Origin of the sequence: Faecalibacillus intestinalis, from assembly GCF_003024685.1 — a bacterium.
GTDB lineage: Bacteria > Bacillota_I > Bacilli_A > Erysipelotrichales > Coprobacillaceae > Faecalibacillus > Faecalibacillus intestinalis.
Genome location: NZ_PYLQ01000017.1, coordinates 15,478 through 32,537, shown reverse-complemented (window position 1 = coordinate 32,537; position 17,060 = coordinate 15,478). Strand labels below are relative to the sequence as shown.

Here is a 17,060-nt window from a genome sequence, read left to right as displayed (position 1 = left end):
TAAAATAAATACTTCGATAGGAACTAGTAAGTACTATTTCAAGGCGTAGAGAAATTCTGGTTGGTGAAAAGAGTTGTTTGAGTAATACTGAACTCATCCTTGAGTGGAGCGCTGAACTTAAGTAGGTGGCTACGGTATGCAACCGTTATTTTGTAAGAGTATGAACTATTATGTAGCGTACTTAGCGAGGTGGATAAAGTGATTTATTCACAAATTGAGGTGGAACCACGAAGTAATATAACTCTCGTCCTCAAAATGGCTGGATTGGCTATTTTGAGACGGGAGTTTTTTTATATTATTAAGGAGGAAATGGAAATGAATTACGAAAAGTACAAGAGATTTGAAACAATTAAATTAAAAGACCGTACTTGGCCTGATAAAACAATTGAAAAAGCACCAATTTGGTGTTCAGTTGATTTAAGAGATGGAAATCAAGCATTAATTACACCAATGAAAATAGAAGAAAAAGTGGAAATGTTCCAACTTTTAGTAGACTTAGGATTTAAAGAAATTGAAGTAGGTTTTCCTTCTTCAAGTCAAATTGAATATGATTTCTTAAGATTATTAATTGAAGAAAATTTAATTCCTGATGATGTGACGGTTCAAGTATTAACTCAAGCAAGAGAACATTTAATTAGAAAAACATTTGAAGCTTTAAAAGGATTAGATAAAGCCATCGTCCATGTTTACAATTCAACTTCTATTTTACAAAGAGACGTTGTCTTTAACAAAGATAAAGATGAAATTAAACAAATTGCAATTGATGGTGTTCAATTAGTAAAAGATTTATCAAAAGAATTTGAAGGAAAAGTTATTCTTGAATATTCACCAGAAAGTTTTACAGGAACTGAAGTTGATTATGCAATGGAAGTATGTGAAGCTGTTATGGATACATGGGGAGCAAGTAAAGATAATAAAGTGATTATCAATTTACCTTCAACTGTAGAAATGGATACACCAAATGTTTATGCTGATCAAATCGAATGGATGTGTCGTAACTTCAAAGATCGTGAAAGAGTCATTGTTTCTGTTCATCCTCATAATGATAGAGGTTGTGGAATTGCTTCAACTGAACTTGCTTTATTAGCGGGTGCTGATCGTGTTGAAGGAACGTTATTTGGTAATGGTGAAAGAACAGGAAATGTTGATGTTGTGACTGTTGCTTTAAATATGTTCACTCATGGAGTTGATCCACAATTAGAATTAGGAAGTATTAATGATATTAAACATGTTTATGAAAAATGTACAAAAATGGATATTCCACCAAGACATCCATATGTTGGACAATTAGTCTTTACAGCATTCTCTGGAAGTCACCAAGATGCAATCAATAAAGGAATGCATGCTTTAAGAGAAAGAAATTCAAAGATGTGGGAAGTCCCTTATTTACCAATTGATCCAAGTGATTTAGGTAGACAATATGAACCAATTGTTCGTATTAATTCACAATCTGGTAAAGGTGGCGTTGCTTATGTTATGGAAAGCATGTATGGCTATCATTTACCAAAAGGATTACAAGTGAACTTTGCAAAAGTGATTCAAGATATTTCTGAAGAAGAAGGAGAAGTTTCACCAGAAAGAGTTTATGATACATTTATTGAACAATATGTAGATATTAAAGAACCATATGAATTTATTAAACAAAAATTAATTGATATTTCTGAAGATGATTCTGAATTTGAAAGAAAAGCAGAAATTACATTAAAAGATCATGGTGAAGTAAGAACAATTGTTGGTTATGGTAATGGACCAATTGATGCTGTTAAAGATGCATTTAATGAAAATGGCTTTGTTTATACACATTTCTTAGATTATAGTGAACATTCATTATCATCAGGATCTAGCTCAAAAGCAGCTGCTTATGTTTATTTAAGAGTTAAAGGAAGTGCTGTTCAAGAATATGGAGTAGGGGTACATCCAAATATTACAACAGCAACAATTAAAGCAATCATTTCAGCTATGAATAGAATTCATAAACAATTGAAAAAATAGGGAGGATTAAAACATGGATAGACTTGTTTTGTCATTACTTGTTGAAAATAATCCAGGGGTATTAAACCGTGTTGCTGGTTTATTTAGTAGACGAGGATATAACATTGAAAGTATTTCAGTAGGACAAACAAATATTAAAGGAATGTCACGTATGACAGTCGTTTCTACTGGTGATGAACAAATTTTAACGCAAATTGAAAAACAATTAGGGAAACTTGTAGAAGTCGTTGAAATTGAAAAACTTGAACCAGATGATTCAGTTTATCGAGAACTTGTCTTAATTAAAGTAGATGCAAATGCTGATCAAAGAACAAATATCAACTCAATTGTTGATATCTTTAGAGCACATATTATCGACGTTTCACCAACTTCATTAATTATAGAAGTTACTGGGAATACAAGAAAAGTCAATCAGTTATTAACGATGCTTAACGGATTCAACGTGACAGAAATTGCCCGTACAGGACTCGTTGGAATGCATAGAGGAAGCCAAGAAGATTAAGGGGGATATTAAAAATGGCAAAAATTTTTTATGAATCAGATTGTGACTTATCATTATTAGATGGGAAAACAGTAGCCATCATCGGATATGGTTCACAAGGACATGCACATGCATTAAACTTAAAAGAATCAGGAGTAAAAGTCATCGTAGGATTATACGAAGGATCAAAATCATGGAAAAAAGCTGAAGAACAAGGATTTGAAGTTTGTACATCAGCAGAAGCTGCAAAAAAAGCAGATATCATCATGATCTTAATCAACGATGAATTACAAGCAAAATTATACAAAGAATCAATTGAACCAAACTTAGAAGAAGGAAACATGCTCATGTTTGCTCATGGATTCAATATTCATTTCAATCAAATCGTACCACCTAAAAATGTAGACGTAACAATGATTGCACCAAAAGCACCAGGACATACAGTAAGAAGTGAATATCAAGCAGGAAAAGGAACACCATGTCTAGTAGCCGTAGAACAAGACTACACAGGAAAAGCACAAGACATCGCCTTAGCATACTCATTAGCAATCGGTGGAGCAAGAGCAGGTGTATTAGAAACAACATTCAGAACAGAAACAGAAACAGACTTATTTGGAGAACAAGCAGTCTTATGTGGTGGAGTATGTGCTTTAATGCAAGCAGGATTTGAAACATTAGTAGAAGCAGGATATGATCCAAGAAACGCCTACTTTGAATGTATCCATGAAATGAAATTAATCGTAGACTTAATCTATCAATCAGGATTTGAAGGAATGAGATATTCAATTTCAAATACAGCAGAATATGGAGATTATATTACAGGACCAAAGATCATCACAGAAGATACAAAGAAAGCAATGAAACAAATCTTAAAAGATATCCAAGATGGAACATTCGCAAAAGACTTCTTATTAGACATGTCAGCAGCTGGAGGACAAGCACATTTCAAAGCAATGAGAAAATTAGCTGCAGAACATGAATCAGAAAAAGTCGGAAAAGAAATCAGAAAACTTTATTCTTGGTCTGATGAAGATAAATTAATTAATAACTAATCAACACACTTTAGTGTGTTGTCATTGGAAAGTCGTGACTTTCTAATGACAACCTACTAAGGTTAAAAATGAAGGGGGAATTTAAAAAATGGCAATGACAATGACACAAAAGATCTTAGCAAAACATGCGGGATTAGATCATGTTGAAGCGGGACAATTAATTGAAGCAAAATTGGATGTTGTAATGGCAAATGATATTACAGGGCCAATGGCATTACCAATTTTTGATAAAATGGCAGATAAAGTCTTTGATAAAGATAAAGTGGTTTTAGTGCCAGATCACTTTACACCAAATAAAGATATTAAATCTGCAGAAAACTCAAAAGCAATTTTGGATTTTACAAACAAACAATGTTTAACACATCGTATGGAACAAGGTAAATGTGGTGTAGAACATGCTATCTTGCCAGAAAAAGGAATCGTTGTGGCTGGTGAATGTATTATTGGGGCAGACAGTCATACATGTACTTATGGGGCATTAGGAGCTTTTTCTACAGGTGTAGGAACAACAGATATCGCCACTGGAATGGCAACTGGGGAATTATGGTTTAAAGTACCAAGTGCAATTAAATTTGTGATTACTGGTAAACCAAGTGAATATGTTAGTGGGAAAGATGTTATTTTACATATTATTGATAAAATTGGTGTTGATGGGGCTTTATATAAATCAATGGAATTTGTGGGAGACGGTATTCAATATTTAACAATGGATGATCGTTTTACAATTTGTAATATGGCCATTGAAGCAGGAGCTAAAAATGGTATTTTCCCTGTTGATGATCAAACAATTGCTTATATTGAAAAACATTCTAAAAAGCCTTATGAAGTCTTCGAAGCAGATGAAGATGCTGAATATGAACAAGTGATTGATATTAACTTAAGTGAAGTTAGACCAACAGTAGCATTTCCTCATTTACCAGGAAATGGTCATACAATTGATGAAATTGAAGAAATAGATAAAATCTATATTGATCAAGTTGTTATTGGATCATGTACAAATGGACGTTTATCTGATTTAGAAAAGGCAGCTGCTATCTTAAAAGGTAAAAAAGTAGCAAATAATGTACGTGTAATGGTTGTACCAGCAACACAAAAAATCTTCTTACAATGTATCCAAAAAGGCTTAGCTGAAATCTTTGTAGAAGCTGGATGTGCTTTTAATACACCAAGTTGTGGACCATGTATGGGTGGTCATATGGGTGTTATGGCTAAAGGTGAAAAATGTGTTTCTACAACAAACCGTAACTTCGTAGGTCGTATGGGAGATACAGAAGCACTTATTTATTTAGCTTCTCCACAAGTTGCTGCAGCAAGTGCGATTGCTGGATATATCGCAAATCCTGAAAAGGTAGGTAAAGAATAATGAAAATTTATAAATATAAAGATAATGTAGATACTGATGTAATTATTCCTGCACGTTATTTAAATTCATTTGATGCTAAAGAACTTGCAAGTCATGCAATGGCAGATATTGATCCTACTTTTGCCACAACTGTAGAAAAAGGAGATATTATTGTTGCAGGTCAAAACTTTGGTTGTGGTTCTTCGAGAGAACATGCACCTCTTTGTTTAAAAACTGCAGGTGTTAAATGTGTTATCGCTAAAAGCTTTGCACGTATTTTCTATCGTAATTCAATTAATATTGGATTCCCAATTATGGAATGCGAGGAAGCAGCTGATAAAATTGAAGTTGGTGATGAAGTAGAAGTTGATTTTTCTACAGGTGTTATCACTAATAAAACAAAAAATGAAACTTATCAAAGTCAACCATTCCCAGAATTCTTACAAAAGATGATTGATGCTGATGGTTTAGTAAATTACGTAAATTCTAAAAAATAGGGGATTAGAAATGGAAAAGAATATTGCGGTTATTAAAGGTGATGGAATCGGACCTGAAATCGTTACAGAAGCGATGAAAGTTTTAGATGCTGTTGCAAAAAAATATAATCATAAATTTAATTATACAGAAATCTTAATGGGTGGTTGTTCAATTGATGCTTATGGTGTACCATTAAGTGATGAAGCTTTAAAAATTGCTAAAGAAAGCGATAGTGTTTTATTAGGGGCTATTGGTGGAAATACGACAACTTCACCATGGTATAAATTAGAGCCATCATTAAGACCAGAAGCAGGTTTATTAAAAATTAGAAAAGAATTAGGATTATTTGCTAATTTACGTCCTGCTTATTTATATGATGAATTAAAAGGGGCTTGTCCACTTAAAGAAGAATTAACTGAAGGTGGATTTGATATGATGATCATGCGTGAACTTACAGGTGGTCTTTATTTCGGTGAACGTTCTACTGAAAAAGAAGGAGATCAAATGGTTGCTCATGATTCAATGAGTTATAGTGAAGTTGAAATTCGTCGTATTGCTAAACGTGGATTTGATATTGCGATGAAAAGAAATAAAAAGGTAACAAGCGTGGATAAAGCAAATGTTTTAGATACTTCTCGTTTATGGCGTAAAGTTGTAGAAGAAGTTGCTAAAGAATATCCTGAAGTTACTTTAGAACATATGTTAGTAGATAACTGTGCAATGCAACTTGTAAGAGATCCAAAACAATTTGATGTCATTTTAACTGAAAATATGTTTGGTGATATTTTATCAGATGAAGCAAGTATGGTTACTGGTTCTATTGGAATGTTATCAAGTGCTTCTTTAAGAGAAGATAGTTTTGGTATGTATGAACCAAGTCATGGTAGTGCACCAGATATTGCTGGGCAAAATATTGCTAATCCAATTGCAACTATTTTATCAGCAGCAATGATGCTTCGTTATTCTTTTGATTTGGATGAAGAAGCTAAAGCAGTAGAAGAAGCAATTGAAAAGGTATTAAAAGAAGGATATCGCACAACAGATATCATGTCAGAAGGTAAAACATTAGTAGGGACTCGTGAAATGGGAGACCTTATTGTAAGTCATTTATAGGAGGATATAGGGATGAAAAGTGATTTTGTAAAAAAAGGAACTGAAAGAGCGCCTCATCGTTCATTATTCAATGCCGCTGGATATACAGATGAAGAATTAGAAAGACCATTAATTGGGGTTGTCAATTCTTTCAATGAAATCGTTCCAGGACATATGAACTTAGATAAAATTTGTGAAGCTGTTAAAAAAGGAATTTATTTAGCTGGTGGGGTACCAGTAGAAATTCCGGCAATCGCTGTATGTGATGGTATTGCCATGAACCACACAGGAATGAAATATTCACTTGTAACACGTGAATTAATTGCTGATAGTACAGAAGCAATGGCTGAAGCACATCAATTTGATGGTTTAGTTATGATTCCTAACTGTGATAAAAATGTGCCAGGATTATTAATGGCAGCTGCCAGAGTCAATGTTCCAACAATCTTTGTTTCTGGTGGACCAATGTTAGCTGGTCGTAAAATGGATGGTAAAAGAACTTGTTTATCTTCATTATTCGAAGCAGTAGGACAATTCAATGCGGGAAATATGACAGAAGATAAACTTCATGAATTTGAACAAAAAGCTTGTCCAACTTGCGGTTCATGTTCAGGTATGTATACAGCAAACTCTATGAACTGTTTAACTGAAGTTTTAGGTATGGCTCTTCGTGGAAATGGAACAATTCCAGCTGTTTATTCAGAAAGAATTAGACTTGCTAAACATGCCGGTATGCAAATTGTTGAATTAATTAAAAAAGATATTCGTCCTCGTGATATTATGACTGAAAAAGCTTTTACCAATGCTTTAACAATGGATATGGCACTTGGATGTTCTACTAACTCAATGCTTCATTTACCAGCTATTGCTCATGAAGCAGGAGTTACTTTAAATCTTGAAATTGCGAATGAAATTTCTAAGAAGACACCTAACTTATGTCACTTAGCTCCAGCGGGTGATACATTTATGGAAGATTTAAATGAAGCAGGTGGAATTTATGCAGTAATGAATGAAATTAATAAATTAGGTTTATTATCAACTGATTTATTAACTGTTACTGGAAAAACAGTGGCTGAGAATATTGAAGGATGCGTCAACTTAGATCCTGAAATCATTCGTCCAGTTGAAAATCCATATTCACCTTATGGTGGTATCGCTGTTTTAAAAGGTAATATTTGTCCAAATGGTGCGGTTGTAAAGCAATCAGCGGTTGCTAAAGAAATGATGGTACATACAGGACCAGCGCGTGTCTTTGACTGTGAAGATGATGCCATTATAGCTATTCGTGAAGGAAAAATTGTTAAAGGTGATGTTGTTGTTATTCGTTATGAAGGACCTAAAGGAGGACCTGGAATGCGTGAAATGTTATCACCAACTTCAGAAATCGCTGGTATGGGCTTAGATAAAGATGTTGCTTTAATCACAGATGGTCGTTTCTCTGGAGCTACTCGTGGAGCTTCTATTGGACACGTGGCACCTGAAGCTGCTTTAGGTGGACCAATTGCTTTTATTGAAGAAGGAGATATTATTGATATTGATATTTTAAATCATTCAATGAATGTTCGTGTTAGTGATGAAGAAATGGCTGCAAGAAAAGCTAAATGGCAACCAAGAGAACCTCGTATTAAAAAAGGTTACTTAGTAAGATATGCTTCTTTAGTAACATCTGCAGATAAAGGTGCGGTATTACAAGCACCAGAAGAAAAAAAATAAAAGGAGGAAAAACAAAATGATGTTAACTGGTTCAGAAATTATATGTGAATGTTTAATTGAACAAGGTGTCGATACAGTGTTTGGTTATCCGGGAGGAACTATTCTTAACGTCTATGATGCACTTTATCGTTATCAAGATAAAATCAATCACGTTTTGACTTCTCATGAACAAGGTGCTTCTCATGCCGCTGATGGTTATGCAAGAGCAACAGGAAAAGTTGGTGTTTGTATGGCTACTTCAGGACCAGGGGCAACAAACCTTGTTACTGGAATTGCGACGGCTTATATGGATTCAACACCACTTGTTGCTATTACTGCAAATGTTGGTGTTGAAATCTTAGGACGTGACAGTTTCCAAGAAATTGATATTACTGGTGTGACAATGCCGATTACAAAACATAATTTTATCGTTAAAGATATTAAAGATTTAGTGCCTGCAATTCGTAAAGCATTCTATATTGCAAAAGAAGGTAGACCAGGACCTGTCTTAGTAGACGTTACTAAAAACGTTACTGCAGAAAAGATGGAATTTGAATCACTTCAACCAAAAGCTATTGAACCTAAAATTGAAACATATACTGTTGAAGATTTAGATCAAGCAATTGAAATGATCAAAGAAAGTGAAAAACCATTTATTTTTGCTGGTGGTGGTGTTATTTCATCTGGTGCAAGTCAAGAATTAAAAGAATTTGCTGAAAAAATTGATGCACCTGTTTGTGAAACATTAATGGGTAAAGGGGCTTTTGATAATACAAGACCTCGTTATACAGGAATGCTTGGAATGCATGGAACAAAAGCAAGTAACTTTGGGGTGAGTCAATGTGATTTATTAATTACAATTGGGGCACGTTTCTCTGATCGTGTAACTGGTAATACAAAAACATTTGCTTCAAATGCTAAAATTATTCATATTGATGTAGATGCTGCTGAAATCAATAAAAATATTCAAGTTGATTTAGGTATTATTGGTGATGCTAAATGTATTTTAAGTGAATTAAATAATAAACTTGAAAGACAAAATCATCCTCAATGGTTAAAACAAATTCGAGATTTAAAAGATCGTTATCCATTAACTTATGATGAATCAACACTTACAGGACCTTATGTGATTGAACAAATTGATTATTTAACTGATAGTAATGCAATCATTTGTACGGACGTAGGACAACATCAAATGTGGGCTGCACAATATTACCATTATCGCCGTCCTCGTCAATTAATTACATCTGGTGGAGCTGGAACAATGGGATTTGGTTTAGGCGCTGCAATTGGTGCTAAGTATGGAAATCCTGATTTCCCAGTATTTAATATTGCTGGTGATGGATGTTTTAGAATGAACATGAATGAACTTGCGACAGCAAGTCGTTACAATGTACCTATTATTCAAGTTGTTATCAACAATAAGGTATTAGGAATGGTAAGACAATGGCAAACATTATTCTATGGTAAACGTTATAGTAATACAATTTTAGATGATAAAGTTGATTTCTGTAAGGTTGCTGAAGGATTAGGATGTAAAGCAATTCGTGTTTCTACTAAAGAAGAAGTTGCTCCAGCTATTAAAGAAGCCTTAGATACAAATGGACCTGTTTTAATTGAAGTAATGATTGGTAAAGATGATAAAGTTTTCCCAATGGTTGCTCCAGGTGGTGCTATTTCTAAAGCATTTGATGAAACAGATTTAAAAAATAAATAATTATTAAATGATCAAATAGAAATATTTGGTCTTTTTTTATGAAATACTTGACCTTCTAGCTACTCTAAAGTGTATGTTTCAAGTAGAAAGAAGGGAAATAAGATGAAAAAGTTAGTGAAATTAATCATAGTTCTTGTTTTAGTGATGGTAAGTGGTTGTACAACACAAAAGAAAGAAGAAAATGCAAGAGTAATAGATACAAGTATGTTTTTATATAAAGTATCTAATCAAGAAGGAAATTATTCATATTTATTTGGAACATGTCATCCAGGAAGATATCCTATTAAAAGTTTAGATAAAACAACAGAGAAAGTATTAGATGAAAGTGATTCGATTTATTTGGAATGTGATATGAAACCATCGCCAAAAGAAACAGAAGAAATCACTAAATACAATACGTACAATTCAATTCGTGATTTAGGTCTAGAAGATAAATATGAAAATCTTATGAAACAATACAAAAGTTTGAAAGGAAAACCTGGTTATGCACTCTATAATGTATTTGTAATAAACTCACTTATAAATAGTGATCCTGAAGTATTGAATAAGGCCAATATAAGTAAGTTTAGTGCAATTGATAAATATATTTATGAGTATGCTCAAAAGAAAAAGAATTTTAAAGAAGTTGAAGGTATTGAATTTCAAATGAAGCTAATAACTGAATTATCAGGGGATTACTCAGAGACGATATTAGATAATTTAGCAAATAAAGAAATGGTAATAAAAAGTGCTAAAGAAGATTTAGATGCTTATTATAGTGGTAATACACAATATTATGAAGATGAACAAAATTTATTGTTAAATCAGTTGGAACAATTAAATGATAGTGATAAAGAAAAGTATGAAAAGTATTGGAATATACTTGCATATAATAGAAACATTCATATGAAAGATACTTTAGCCGATAGTATTCATAATAATAAACATGATTTTATAGGTGTAGGATGTAAACATCTCTATGGTAAAAAAGGAATTATCCAATTATTAAAGGATGATGGCTATTTAGTTGAATGTATGAAATAATGAAGGTAGGTGAAAATTATGCAAATAAAAGAAGTTCAAGAAAAACTAAAAATCAGTTCTTATACACTAAGATATTATGAAAAGATGGGACTCATTCAACCTTATCGTGATGAAAATAGTTATCGAAATTATAGTGAAGAAGATATTCACAAAATAGAGAGAATTATGTTTTTAAGAGATATCAATGTACCTATAGAAGATATTAAAGATATCTTAAATAATAAAGTTACATTTCAAGATGTCTTAGAAAGTCATATTGAAAAAGTAAATATCGAAATAGAATCATTACAATATATAAAAAACATGTGTGAAGATTTAAAAGAAAAGAATATTCCTTTATTAGATCAAGTAATTGAAGATAATCAAATAGGAGATAAAAAAGTTAAGAAAAGAGATTTAAAGAAAGTATTTGATTATTTTAAGAAAGATCAAACGGTGGTTATTGGAACGAGATTTGATTTGAATATGTATTTTAGAACATTTATTTATGCATTGATTACTGCTCCAGTTCTAACATTTGCTGCTATTAATTATTTACAAAGATTTAATATTTTGAAAAAGGGAACAATAAACCATATTTCTATTTATTTGATATTAATGATTTTAGTTATGTTACTTTCAATTGTGAGTATTTCTTATATGTGCTCACGACAAAAGTATATAGAACTTACAGATAATAAGATTTCTATTTTAGATGCAAAAAAAGTATCACATATAAAATTAAGTTATCTAATTTTAAAGAAAGATTTAACAACTATTATGGAGAATTATAGTTGGGAGGATTTAAAATATGTAGAAATTAAATTAGTAATTAAGTACGGTGGAATAGGAATTGGAACAAGTAAGACGATGTATTATTATTTACCAAAATATATATTTCATTTTAAAAATTCTTCAAGCAAAAGTTTTTTAGAATGGAATAATCCTAAAGCTGCTTATCAAATATTAAGAAATAAAAATATAGAAATTGTGACTAGTGATGAAATATTAGATTGTTTTGAACAAAATGAATTAAGTGTTTATGATTTCTTTGAAAATATCTATCATAAAAATGGTAAAAACAGATAGTTAAAAAAGTAGGTGAAAATTATGCAAATAAAAGAAGTTCAAGAAAAATTAAAAATCAGTTCTTATACACTAAGATATTATGAAAAGATGGGATTGATTCAACCTTATAGAGATGAAAATGGTTATCGAAATTATAATGAAGAAGATATTCATAAAATAGAAAGAATTATGTTTTTAAGAGATATCAATGTACCTATAGAAGATATTAAAGATATCTTAAATAATAAAGTTACATTTCAAGATGTCTTAGAAAGTCATATTCAAAAGGTAAATACCGAAATAGAATCATTACAATATATAAAAAATATGTGTAAAGATTTAAAGGAAAAGAATATTCCCTTATTAGATCAAGTAATTGAAGATAATCAAATAGGAGATAAAAAAGTTAAGAAAAGAGATTTAAAGAAAGTATTTGATTATTTTAAGAAAGATCAAACAGTGGTAATTGGTTATAAGTCGATACCAAGGAGTCTATTAGGTATTGTTGCTTTATCTTTATTTATTTCTGCTATTTTTGGAATTTTAATAGGTTTAGCATTTCCTAATATGATATCTTATGTTAACGAACAAACACAAAATTCAGTACAACATTTTCAAATATCTTTTTATGAAGCATCAGGGAGACTCATCATTCTTTCTATGTGTATTTCATTTATTATTCTTTTGATTATATTTGTTATTTGTGAAACTAAATTAGAATATGTTGAATTAACAGATAATAAGATTTCAATTTGTAGTTATCGTTATCAAAGCAGAAAATCTATTTTAAAAAGTTTGATAACTAAAAAAGAAAATAATGAAAATAAGGAATATAGTTGGCAAGATTTAAGAAGAGTAAAATTAGAACTTTATTTTACAAAAGGTGGTGGAGGACATCAGGGATTATATACATTTTATGTAATGCAATTTAGTTTTATTTTTCAAGATAGATTTGAATTTGTCATTGATATGGGAAAATCAGTTGAGGAAAATCCTAACATGGTTTATCAAATATTAAGAAATAAGAATATTGATATTCAAGCAAGTGATGAAGTAATTGATTATTTTGAACAAAATGAATTAAAATTGTATGATTATTTTGAAAATATTTATCATAAAAATGGAAAGAATAGATAAGAGGATTAGATGTATATTTAATCCTTTTTCTTTGTTAATAAATTAACTTTATTTTTTTATAATTGCCTGTTGTAAATTGTTTCTAAAAGAGTACAATGTAGTGGAATTTAGGGAGAAAGATTATGAAAAAGATAAAAAAAAGAGATTTAATTAGTTTTGGATGTGTCTTTTGTTCTTCGCTGATTATGGCTGCTACAACTAAAACATTTGTAAGACCAGCACACTTATTGTCAGGTGGGTTTATGGGTATTGCCTTACTTGTAGATATGATTGCTGATTTATTTGGAAAATCAATTCCAACAGCATTCACTTTAGTTGCTTTAAATGTACCTGTTGCGCTTATTTGTGCCAAGAAAATATCAAAACGATTTGTATTCTTTTCATTATTACAAGTCTTTTTAACATCATTTTTATTACAAATCATTCCAAATTATCCATTATTTGATGAACAAGTTTTAAATGTTGTATTTGGTGGATATATTTGGGGAATGAGTATTGTACTTGCTTTAAAAGCGGGTGCTTCTTCAGGTGGTACAGATTTTATTGCTTTATATTTTGCTAATAAAAATGGGCGAGAAATCTGGATGCAAGTTTTTGTCTTTAATGCTATGATTTTATGTATTTTTGGAGTTATTTTTGGATTTGATAAAGCAGGGTATTCTATTTTGTTCCAATTTATCTCAACAAAAACAATTTCTACTTTCCATACACGATATAAACGAGTTATGTTACACATCTATACTGCAAAAAAAGACGAAGTGGTGGATACTTATTTAGAAAAATTCCATCATGGGATTACTGCTTTAGATGGTTATGGAGGATATTCACATCATCCTGTAAGCTATTTAACAGCAGTTGTATCAAGTTATGAAGTTGGAGATGTTTTAGAAGCTTTAAAAGAAACAGATCCTAAAATTATTGTTTCTGTAACTAAAGTTGAAAACTTTATTGGACGTTTTTATAATAAACCATTGGATTAACGAGTATACACCCGTTAATTTTTTTATGTCTTTTGATGCAAAATAGAATAGAATCCACCTTCAATACTGTAAGCATCATAGCCTTGTTGACATAGATCATCAGCGAGTTTTTTTGATTTAGCTCCGCTATAACAAATAAGAATAAGTGGTTCTTTTTTAGAAAAGTAATATTGATTGAGATTGAACTTTTCATAGGGAATATTTGTGAATTTTGTCAGATGAACTTTCTTATACTCATAGGGATCTCTTAAATCGACAAATTGATAATCATTCTCTAACATAGATGGGATTTTTTGGATAGGGATTACATTCGTATTTTTCATATTTTTCACCTCATAATATAATATGAAATTAATTGAAAACAATGATTATAGATGATATAATTCAGCCATGGAGGAATTATAAAAATGGATAAGAAAACAATTAGAGATATTGAAGTCGCTGGAAAAACTGTTTTAGTTCGTGTTGACTTCAACGTACCAAGAAGTAAAGAAACAGGAGAAATTACTAATGATAATCGTATTGTTGCTGCATTACCAACAATCAAATATTTATTAGAACAATCTCCAAAAGCTATCGTTTTATTCTCTCACTTAGGTAAAGTGAAAACTGAAGAAGACAAAGCTAAAAACAATTTAGCTGTTGTTGCTCCTAGATTAGCTGAATTATTAGGTAGAGATGTAAAATTCGTAGATTGCACTCGTGGTGCTGAATTAGAAGAAGCTGTTAAAAACGCTGAAAATGGACAAGTTATCTTAGTTCAAAACACTCGTTATGAAGCTGGAGAAAGTAAAAATGATCCTGAATTAGGAAAATACTGGGCTTCATTAGGTGATGTATTTGTTGAAGATGCATTTGGTTCAGTTCATAGAGCTCATGCTTCTACAGCTGGAATCCCTGCTCATTTACCATCAGCAGCTGGTTTCTTAGTAGAAAAAGAAATCAACTACATTGGAAAAGCTGTAAGTAATCCAGAAAGACCAATGGTTGCTATCTTAGGTGGAGCTAAAGTTTCTGATAAAATCTTAGTTATCGAAAACTTATTAAAAATTGCTGACAAAGTTATCGTTGGTGGAGGTATGTGCTATACTTTCGCTAAAGCTCAAGGTCATTCAATCGGTAACTCTTTAGTTGAAGATGATAGAATTGACGTAGCTAAAGATATCTTAGCTAAAGCTGGAGATAAATTAATCTTACCAGTAGATTCTGTAATCAATACTGCATTTGCTGCAGAAGGTGATATTAAAGTTTGTGGTGAAGATGTACCTGATGGATACATGGGATTAGACATCGGACCTAAATCTGTAGAAAACATCAAAGCTGCTTTAGCTGGTGCTAAAACAGTTGTATGGAATGGACCTATGGGTGTATTCGAAATGGAACCATTCGCTAAAGGAACAATCGCTGTATGTGAAGCTTTAGCTGGTTTAGAAGGTGCTAACACTATCATTGGTGGTGGAGATAGCGCTGCTGCAGTAATGCAACTTGGATATGCTGATAAAGTTTCTCACATCTCAACTGGTGGTGGAGCTTCATTAGAATATATGGAAGGTAAAGTTCTTCCAGGTATCGCTGCAATTGATGATAAATAATAAGGAAGGTATTTGTAATCATGAGAAAACCAATTATCGTAGGAAACTGGAAAATGAATAAAACAATCGCTGCTACAAAAGCATTCGTAGAAGCTGTTGATCCAGAAGTAACTGATAAAGCTGACTGGGGAATTGCTACTCCATACTTAGCTTTACAAACTGCAAAAGCAGGAGCTAAAAACTTAATCGTAGCTGCTGAAAACGTACACTTCAAAGATAGCGGAGCTTATACTGGTGAAGTATCTGTTGAAATGTTAAAAGAAATCGGAGTTGAATGGGTTATCTTAGGTCACTCTGAAAGAAGACAATATTTTGGGGAAACTGATGAAACAGTTAACGCTAAAATGCTTCAAGTTCTTAAAAATGATATGACTCCAATCGTATGTGTTGGTGAAACATTAGAACAATATGAAGCTGGAACTACTAAAGATGTTGTTAAAACTCAAGTAGTTGCTGCTTATAAAGATGTATGTCCTAAATGTGCTTCAAGAAGCGTTATCGCTTATGAACCAGTATGGGCTATCGGAACTGGAAAAACTGCTACAAACGAAATTGCTCAAGATGTTTGTGGATATATTCGTTCAGTAGTTGCTGAATTATATGGACAAGAAGTTGCTGATCAAGTAAGAATTCAATATGGTGGATCTGTTAAACCTGAAGGTTTAAAAGCATTATTAGAACAACCTGATATTGATGGTGCTTTAGTTGGTGGAGCTTCATTAGTTGAAGATTCATACAAAGCAATGATTGCTGCTTTAGACTAATTGTTGTTTAAACTCTAGGAAAATTCCTAGAGTTTTTCTTTTTTTTAAATTTATTTGATAAAATGCAAAAAAAATATAAAAAAGTATTGCATTTATCAAGAGATAATGGTAAATTAGTTGTCGACGCAATAGGCTAATTGCGCATTCATTGTTGTGTGGAAGGGTAACACCCATTTGACCACAACACGGACAAATTTTTACAAGGAGGAAATGTCGCGTGAGTAAGAAAGTTGTTAGAGTTATGAAAATTCAATTCAAAGCAGGGCAAGCTAAACCTGGTCCAGCATTAGCAGGTGCAGGTATCCAAATGCCTAAATTCTGTACTGCTTTCAATGATCAAACTAAAGATCGTATGGGAGAAACAGTACCAGTTGTCTTAACAGTATATGAAGACAAAGATTTCAGCTTTGTATTAAAAACTGCTCCAGCTTCAGAAATGATTAAAAAAGCTTTAGGAGTACAAAAAGGTTCTAGTAATGCAGGAACAACTACTGTAGGAACATTATCAGCTGATAAATTAAAAGAAATCGCTGAATACAAAATGCCTGACTTAAATGCTTATGATTTAGATGCTGCAATGAAAATCGTTGCTGGTACAGCTAAAAACATGGGTGTAAAAGTTGAAGGAATCGATGCGTAAGCATCACGTGGAAGGATAATCCGTTATAACCA

General features: G+C 31.9%; 16 protein-coding genes and 1 other annotated feature. Of the genes, 15 read left to right on the top strand and 1 reads right to left on the bottom strand.

What is annotated here, in order from left to right; all coding sequences use genetic code 11:
* The first annotated feature begins 4 nt into the window (after positions 1-4).
* Positions 5-255: a binding site (T-box leader), on the top strand.
* Positions 256-315: 60 nt separating this feature from the next.
* The 12 genes from leuA (at position 316) to C7U54_RS10795 (ending at position 14,032) form a co-directional block, all read left to right on the top strand.
* Complete coding sequence (gene leuA / locus C7U54_RS10850; RefSeq protein ID WP_022002543.1) at positions 316-1,992, top strand: 2-isopropylmalate synthase; 1,677 nt, start codon at positions 316-318, stop codon at positions 1,990-1,992.
* Between the two features lie 13 nt (positions 1,993-2,005).
* Complete coding sequence (gene ilvN, locus C7U54_RS10845) at positions 2,006-2,494, top strand: acetolactate synthase small subunit (RefSeq protein WP_048925154.1); 489 nt, start codon at positions 2,006-2,008, stop codon at positions 2,492-2,494.
* A gap of 14 nt (positions 2,495-2,508) precedes the next feature.
* Positions 2,509-3,525: a ketol-acid reductoisomerase gene (gene ilvC / locus C7U54_RS10840; protein WP_107030304.1), complete on the top strand. Its 1,017-nt coding sequence runs from the start codon at positions 2,509-2,511 to the stop codon at positions 3,523-3,525.
* Between the two features lie 88 nt (positions 3,526-3,613).
* On the top strand, positions 3,614-4,888 hold the full coding sequence (leuC, locus tag C7U54_RS10835; protein WP_107030303.1) for a 3-isopropylmalate dehydratase large subunit: 1,275 nt from the start codon (positions 3,614-3,616) through the stop codon (positions 4,886-4,888).
* Positions 4,888-5,364: a 3-isopropylmalate dehydratase small subunit gene (leuD, locus tag C7U54_RS10830; RefSeq protein WP_107030302.1), complete on the top strand. Its 477-nt coding sequence runs from the start codon at positions 4,888-4,890 to the stop codon at positions 5,362-5,364. Before leuC ends, leuD begins: the two co-directional genes overlap by 1 nt.
* Positions 5,365-5,374: 10 nt before the next feature.
* Positions 5,375-6,457, top strand: a complete 1,083-nt coding sequence (gene leuB / locus C7U54_RS10825; RefSeq protein WP_107030301.1) for a 3-isopropylmalate dehydrogenase — start codon at positions 5,375-5,377, stop codon at positions 6,455-6,457.
* A gap of 12 nt (positions 6,458-6,469) precedes the next feature.
* Entirely contained in the window at positions 6,470-8,149 is a 1,680-nt protein-coding gene (ilvD, locus tag C7U54_RS10820) for a dihydroxy-acid dehydratase (RefSeq protein ID WP_107030300.1), read from the top strand.
* Between the two features lie 16 nt (positions 8,150-8,165).
* Positions 8,166-9,845 (top strand): biosynthetic-type acetolactate synthase large subunit, encoded by a 1,680-nt coding sequence (gene ilvB / locus C7U54_RS10815; protein ID WP_107030299.1) that lies wholly within the window; start codon positions 8,166-8,168, stop codon positions 9,843-9,845.
* Between the two features lie 102 nt (positions 9,846-9,947).
* A complete protein-coding gene (locus C7U54_RS10810) occupies positions 9,948-10,868 on the top strand; it encodes a TraB/GumN family protein (RefSeq protein ID WP_107030298.1) in 921 nt (306 codons plus the stop codon).
* A gap of 18 nt (positions 10,869-10,886) precedes the next feature.
* A complete protein-coding gene (locus tag C7U54_RS10805; RefSeq protein ID WP_107030297.1) occupies positions 10,887-11,936 on the top strand; it encodes a MerR family transcriptional regulator in 1,050 nt (349 codons plus the stop codon).
* A 21-nt stretch (positions 11,937-11,957) separates the two neighbouring features.
* Entirely contained in the window at positions 11,958-13,052 is a 1,095-nt protein-coding gene (locus C7U54_RS10800; RefSeq protein ID WP_107030296.1) for a MerR family transcriptional regulator, read from the top strand.
* Positions 13,053-13,174: 122 nt separating this feature from the next.
* Positions 13,175-14,032, top strand: coding sequence for a YitT family protein (locus C7U54_RS10795; RefSeq protein WP_022002406.1), 858 nt, complete (start codon positions 13,175-13,177; stop codon positions 14,030-14,032).
* 23 nt (positions 14,033-14,055) lie between these two features.
* On the opposite strand, the gene C7U54_RS10790 is transcribed toward C7U54_RS10795, so the two are convergent.
* On the bottom strand, positions 14,056-14,355 hold the full coding sequence (locus tag C7U54_RS10790) for a rhodanese-like domain-containing protein (RefSeq protein WP_022002407.1): 300 nt from the start codon (positions 14,353-14,355) through the stop codon (positions 14,056-14,058).
* 84 nt (positions 14,356-14,439) lie between these two features.
* On the opposite strand from C7U54_RS10790, the gene C7U54_RS10785 reads away from it, so the two are divergent.
* From C7U54_RS10785 to rplK, 3 genes are all read left to right on the top strand, one after another.
* Positions 14,440-15,624, top strand: coding sequence for a phosphoglycerate kinase (locus C7U54_RS10785; RefSeq protein WP_022002408.1), 1,185 nt, complete (start codon positions 14,440-14,442; stop codon positions 15,622-15,624).
* Positions 15,625-15,644: 20 nt separating this feature from the next.
* Positions 15,645-16,388: a triose-phosphate isomerase gene (tpiA, locus tag C7U54_RS10780; protein ID WP_022002409.1), complete on the top strand. Its 744-nt coding sequence runs from the start codon at positions 15,645-15,647 to the stop codon at positions 16,386-16,388.
* Between the two features lie 217 nt (positions 16,389-16,605).
* Entirely contained in the window at positions 16,606-17,028 is a 423-nt protein-coding gene (gene rplK, locus C7U54_RS10775; protein ID WP_022002410.1) for a 50S ribosomal protein L11, read from the top strand.
* Positions 17,029-17,060: the final 32 nt, after the last annotated feature.

Coding starts and splice junctions, on each gene's coding strand:
- C7U54_RS10805 (WP_107030297.1), top strand. CDS start 10,887: ATGCAAATAAAAGAAGTTCAAGAAAAACTAAAAATCAGTTCTTATACA.
- C7U54_RS10785 (WP_022002408.1), top strand. CDS start 14,440: ATGGATAAGAAAACAATTAGAGATATTGAAGTCGCTGGAAAAACTGTT.
- leuA (WP_022002543.1), top strand. CDS start 316: ATGAATTACGAAAAGTACAAGAGATTTGAAACAATTAAATTAAAAGAC.
- C7U54_RS10800 (WP_107030296.1), top strand. CDS start 11,958: ATGCAAATAAAAGAAGTTCAAGAAAAATTAAAAATCAGTTCTTATACA.
- leuC (WP_107030303.1), top strand. CDS start 3,614: ATGGCAATGACAATGACACAAAAGATCTTAGCAAAACATGCGGGATTA.
- leuD (WP_107030302.1), top strand. CDS start 4,888: ATGAAAATTTATAAATATAAAGATAATGTAGATACTGATGTAATTATT.
- C7U54_RS10795 (WP_022002406.1), top strand. CDS start 13,175: ATGAAAAAGATAAAAAAAAGAGATTTAATTAGTTTTGGATGTGTCTTT.
- ilvC (WP_107030304.1), top strand. CDS start 2,509: ATGGCAAAAATTTTTTATGAATCAGATTGTGACTTATCATTATTAGAT.
- tpiA (WP_022002409.1), top strand. CDS start 15,645: ATGAGAAAACCAATTATCGTAGGAAACTGGAAAATGAATAAAACAATC.
- C7U54_RS10790 (WP_022002407.1), bottom strand. CDS start 14,355: ATGAAAAATACGAATGTAATCCCTATCCAAAAAATCCCATCTATGTTA.
- leuB (WP_107030301.1), top strand. CDS start 5,375: ATGGAAAAGAATATTGCGGTTATTAAAGGTGATGGAATCGGACCTGAA.
- ilvN (WP_048925154.1), top strand. CDS start 2,006: ATGGATAGACTTGTTTTGTCATTACTTGTTGAAAATAATCCAGGGGTA.
- ilvD (WP_107030300.1), top strand. CDS start 6,470: ATGAAAAGTGATTTTGTAAAAAAAGGAACTGAAAGAGCGCCTCATCGT.
- C7U54_RS10810 (WP_107030298.1), top strand. CDS start 9,948: ATGAAAAAGTTAGTGAAATTAATCATAGTTCTTGTTTTAGTGATGGTA.
- ilvB (WP_107030299.1), top strand. CDS start 8,166: ATGATGTTAACTGGTTCAGAAATTATATGTGAATGTTTAATTGAACAA.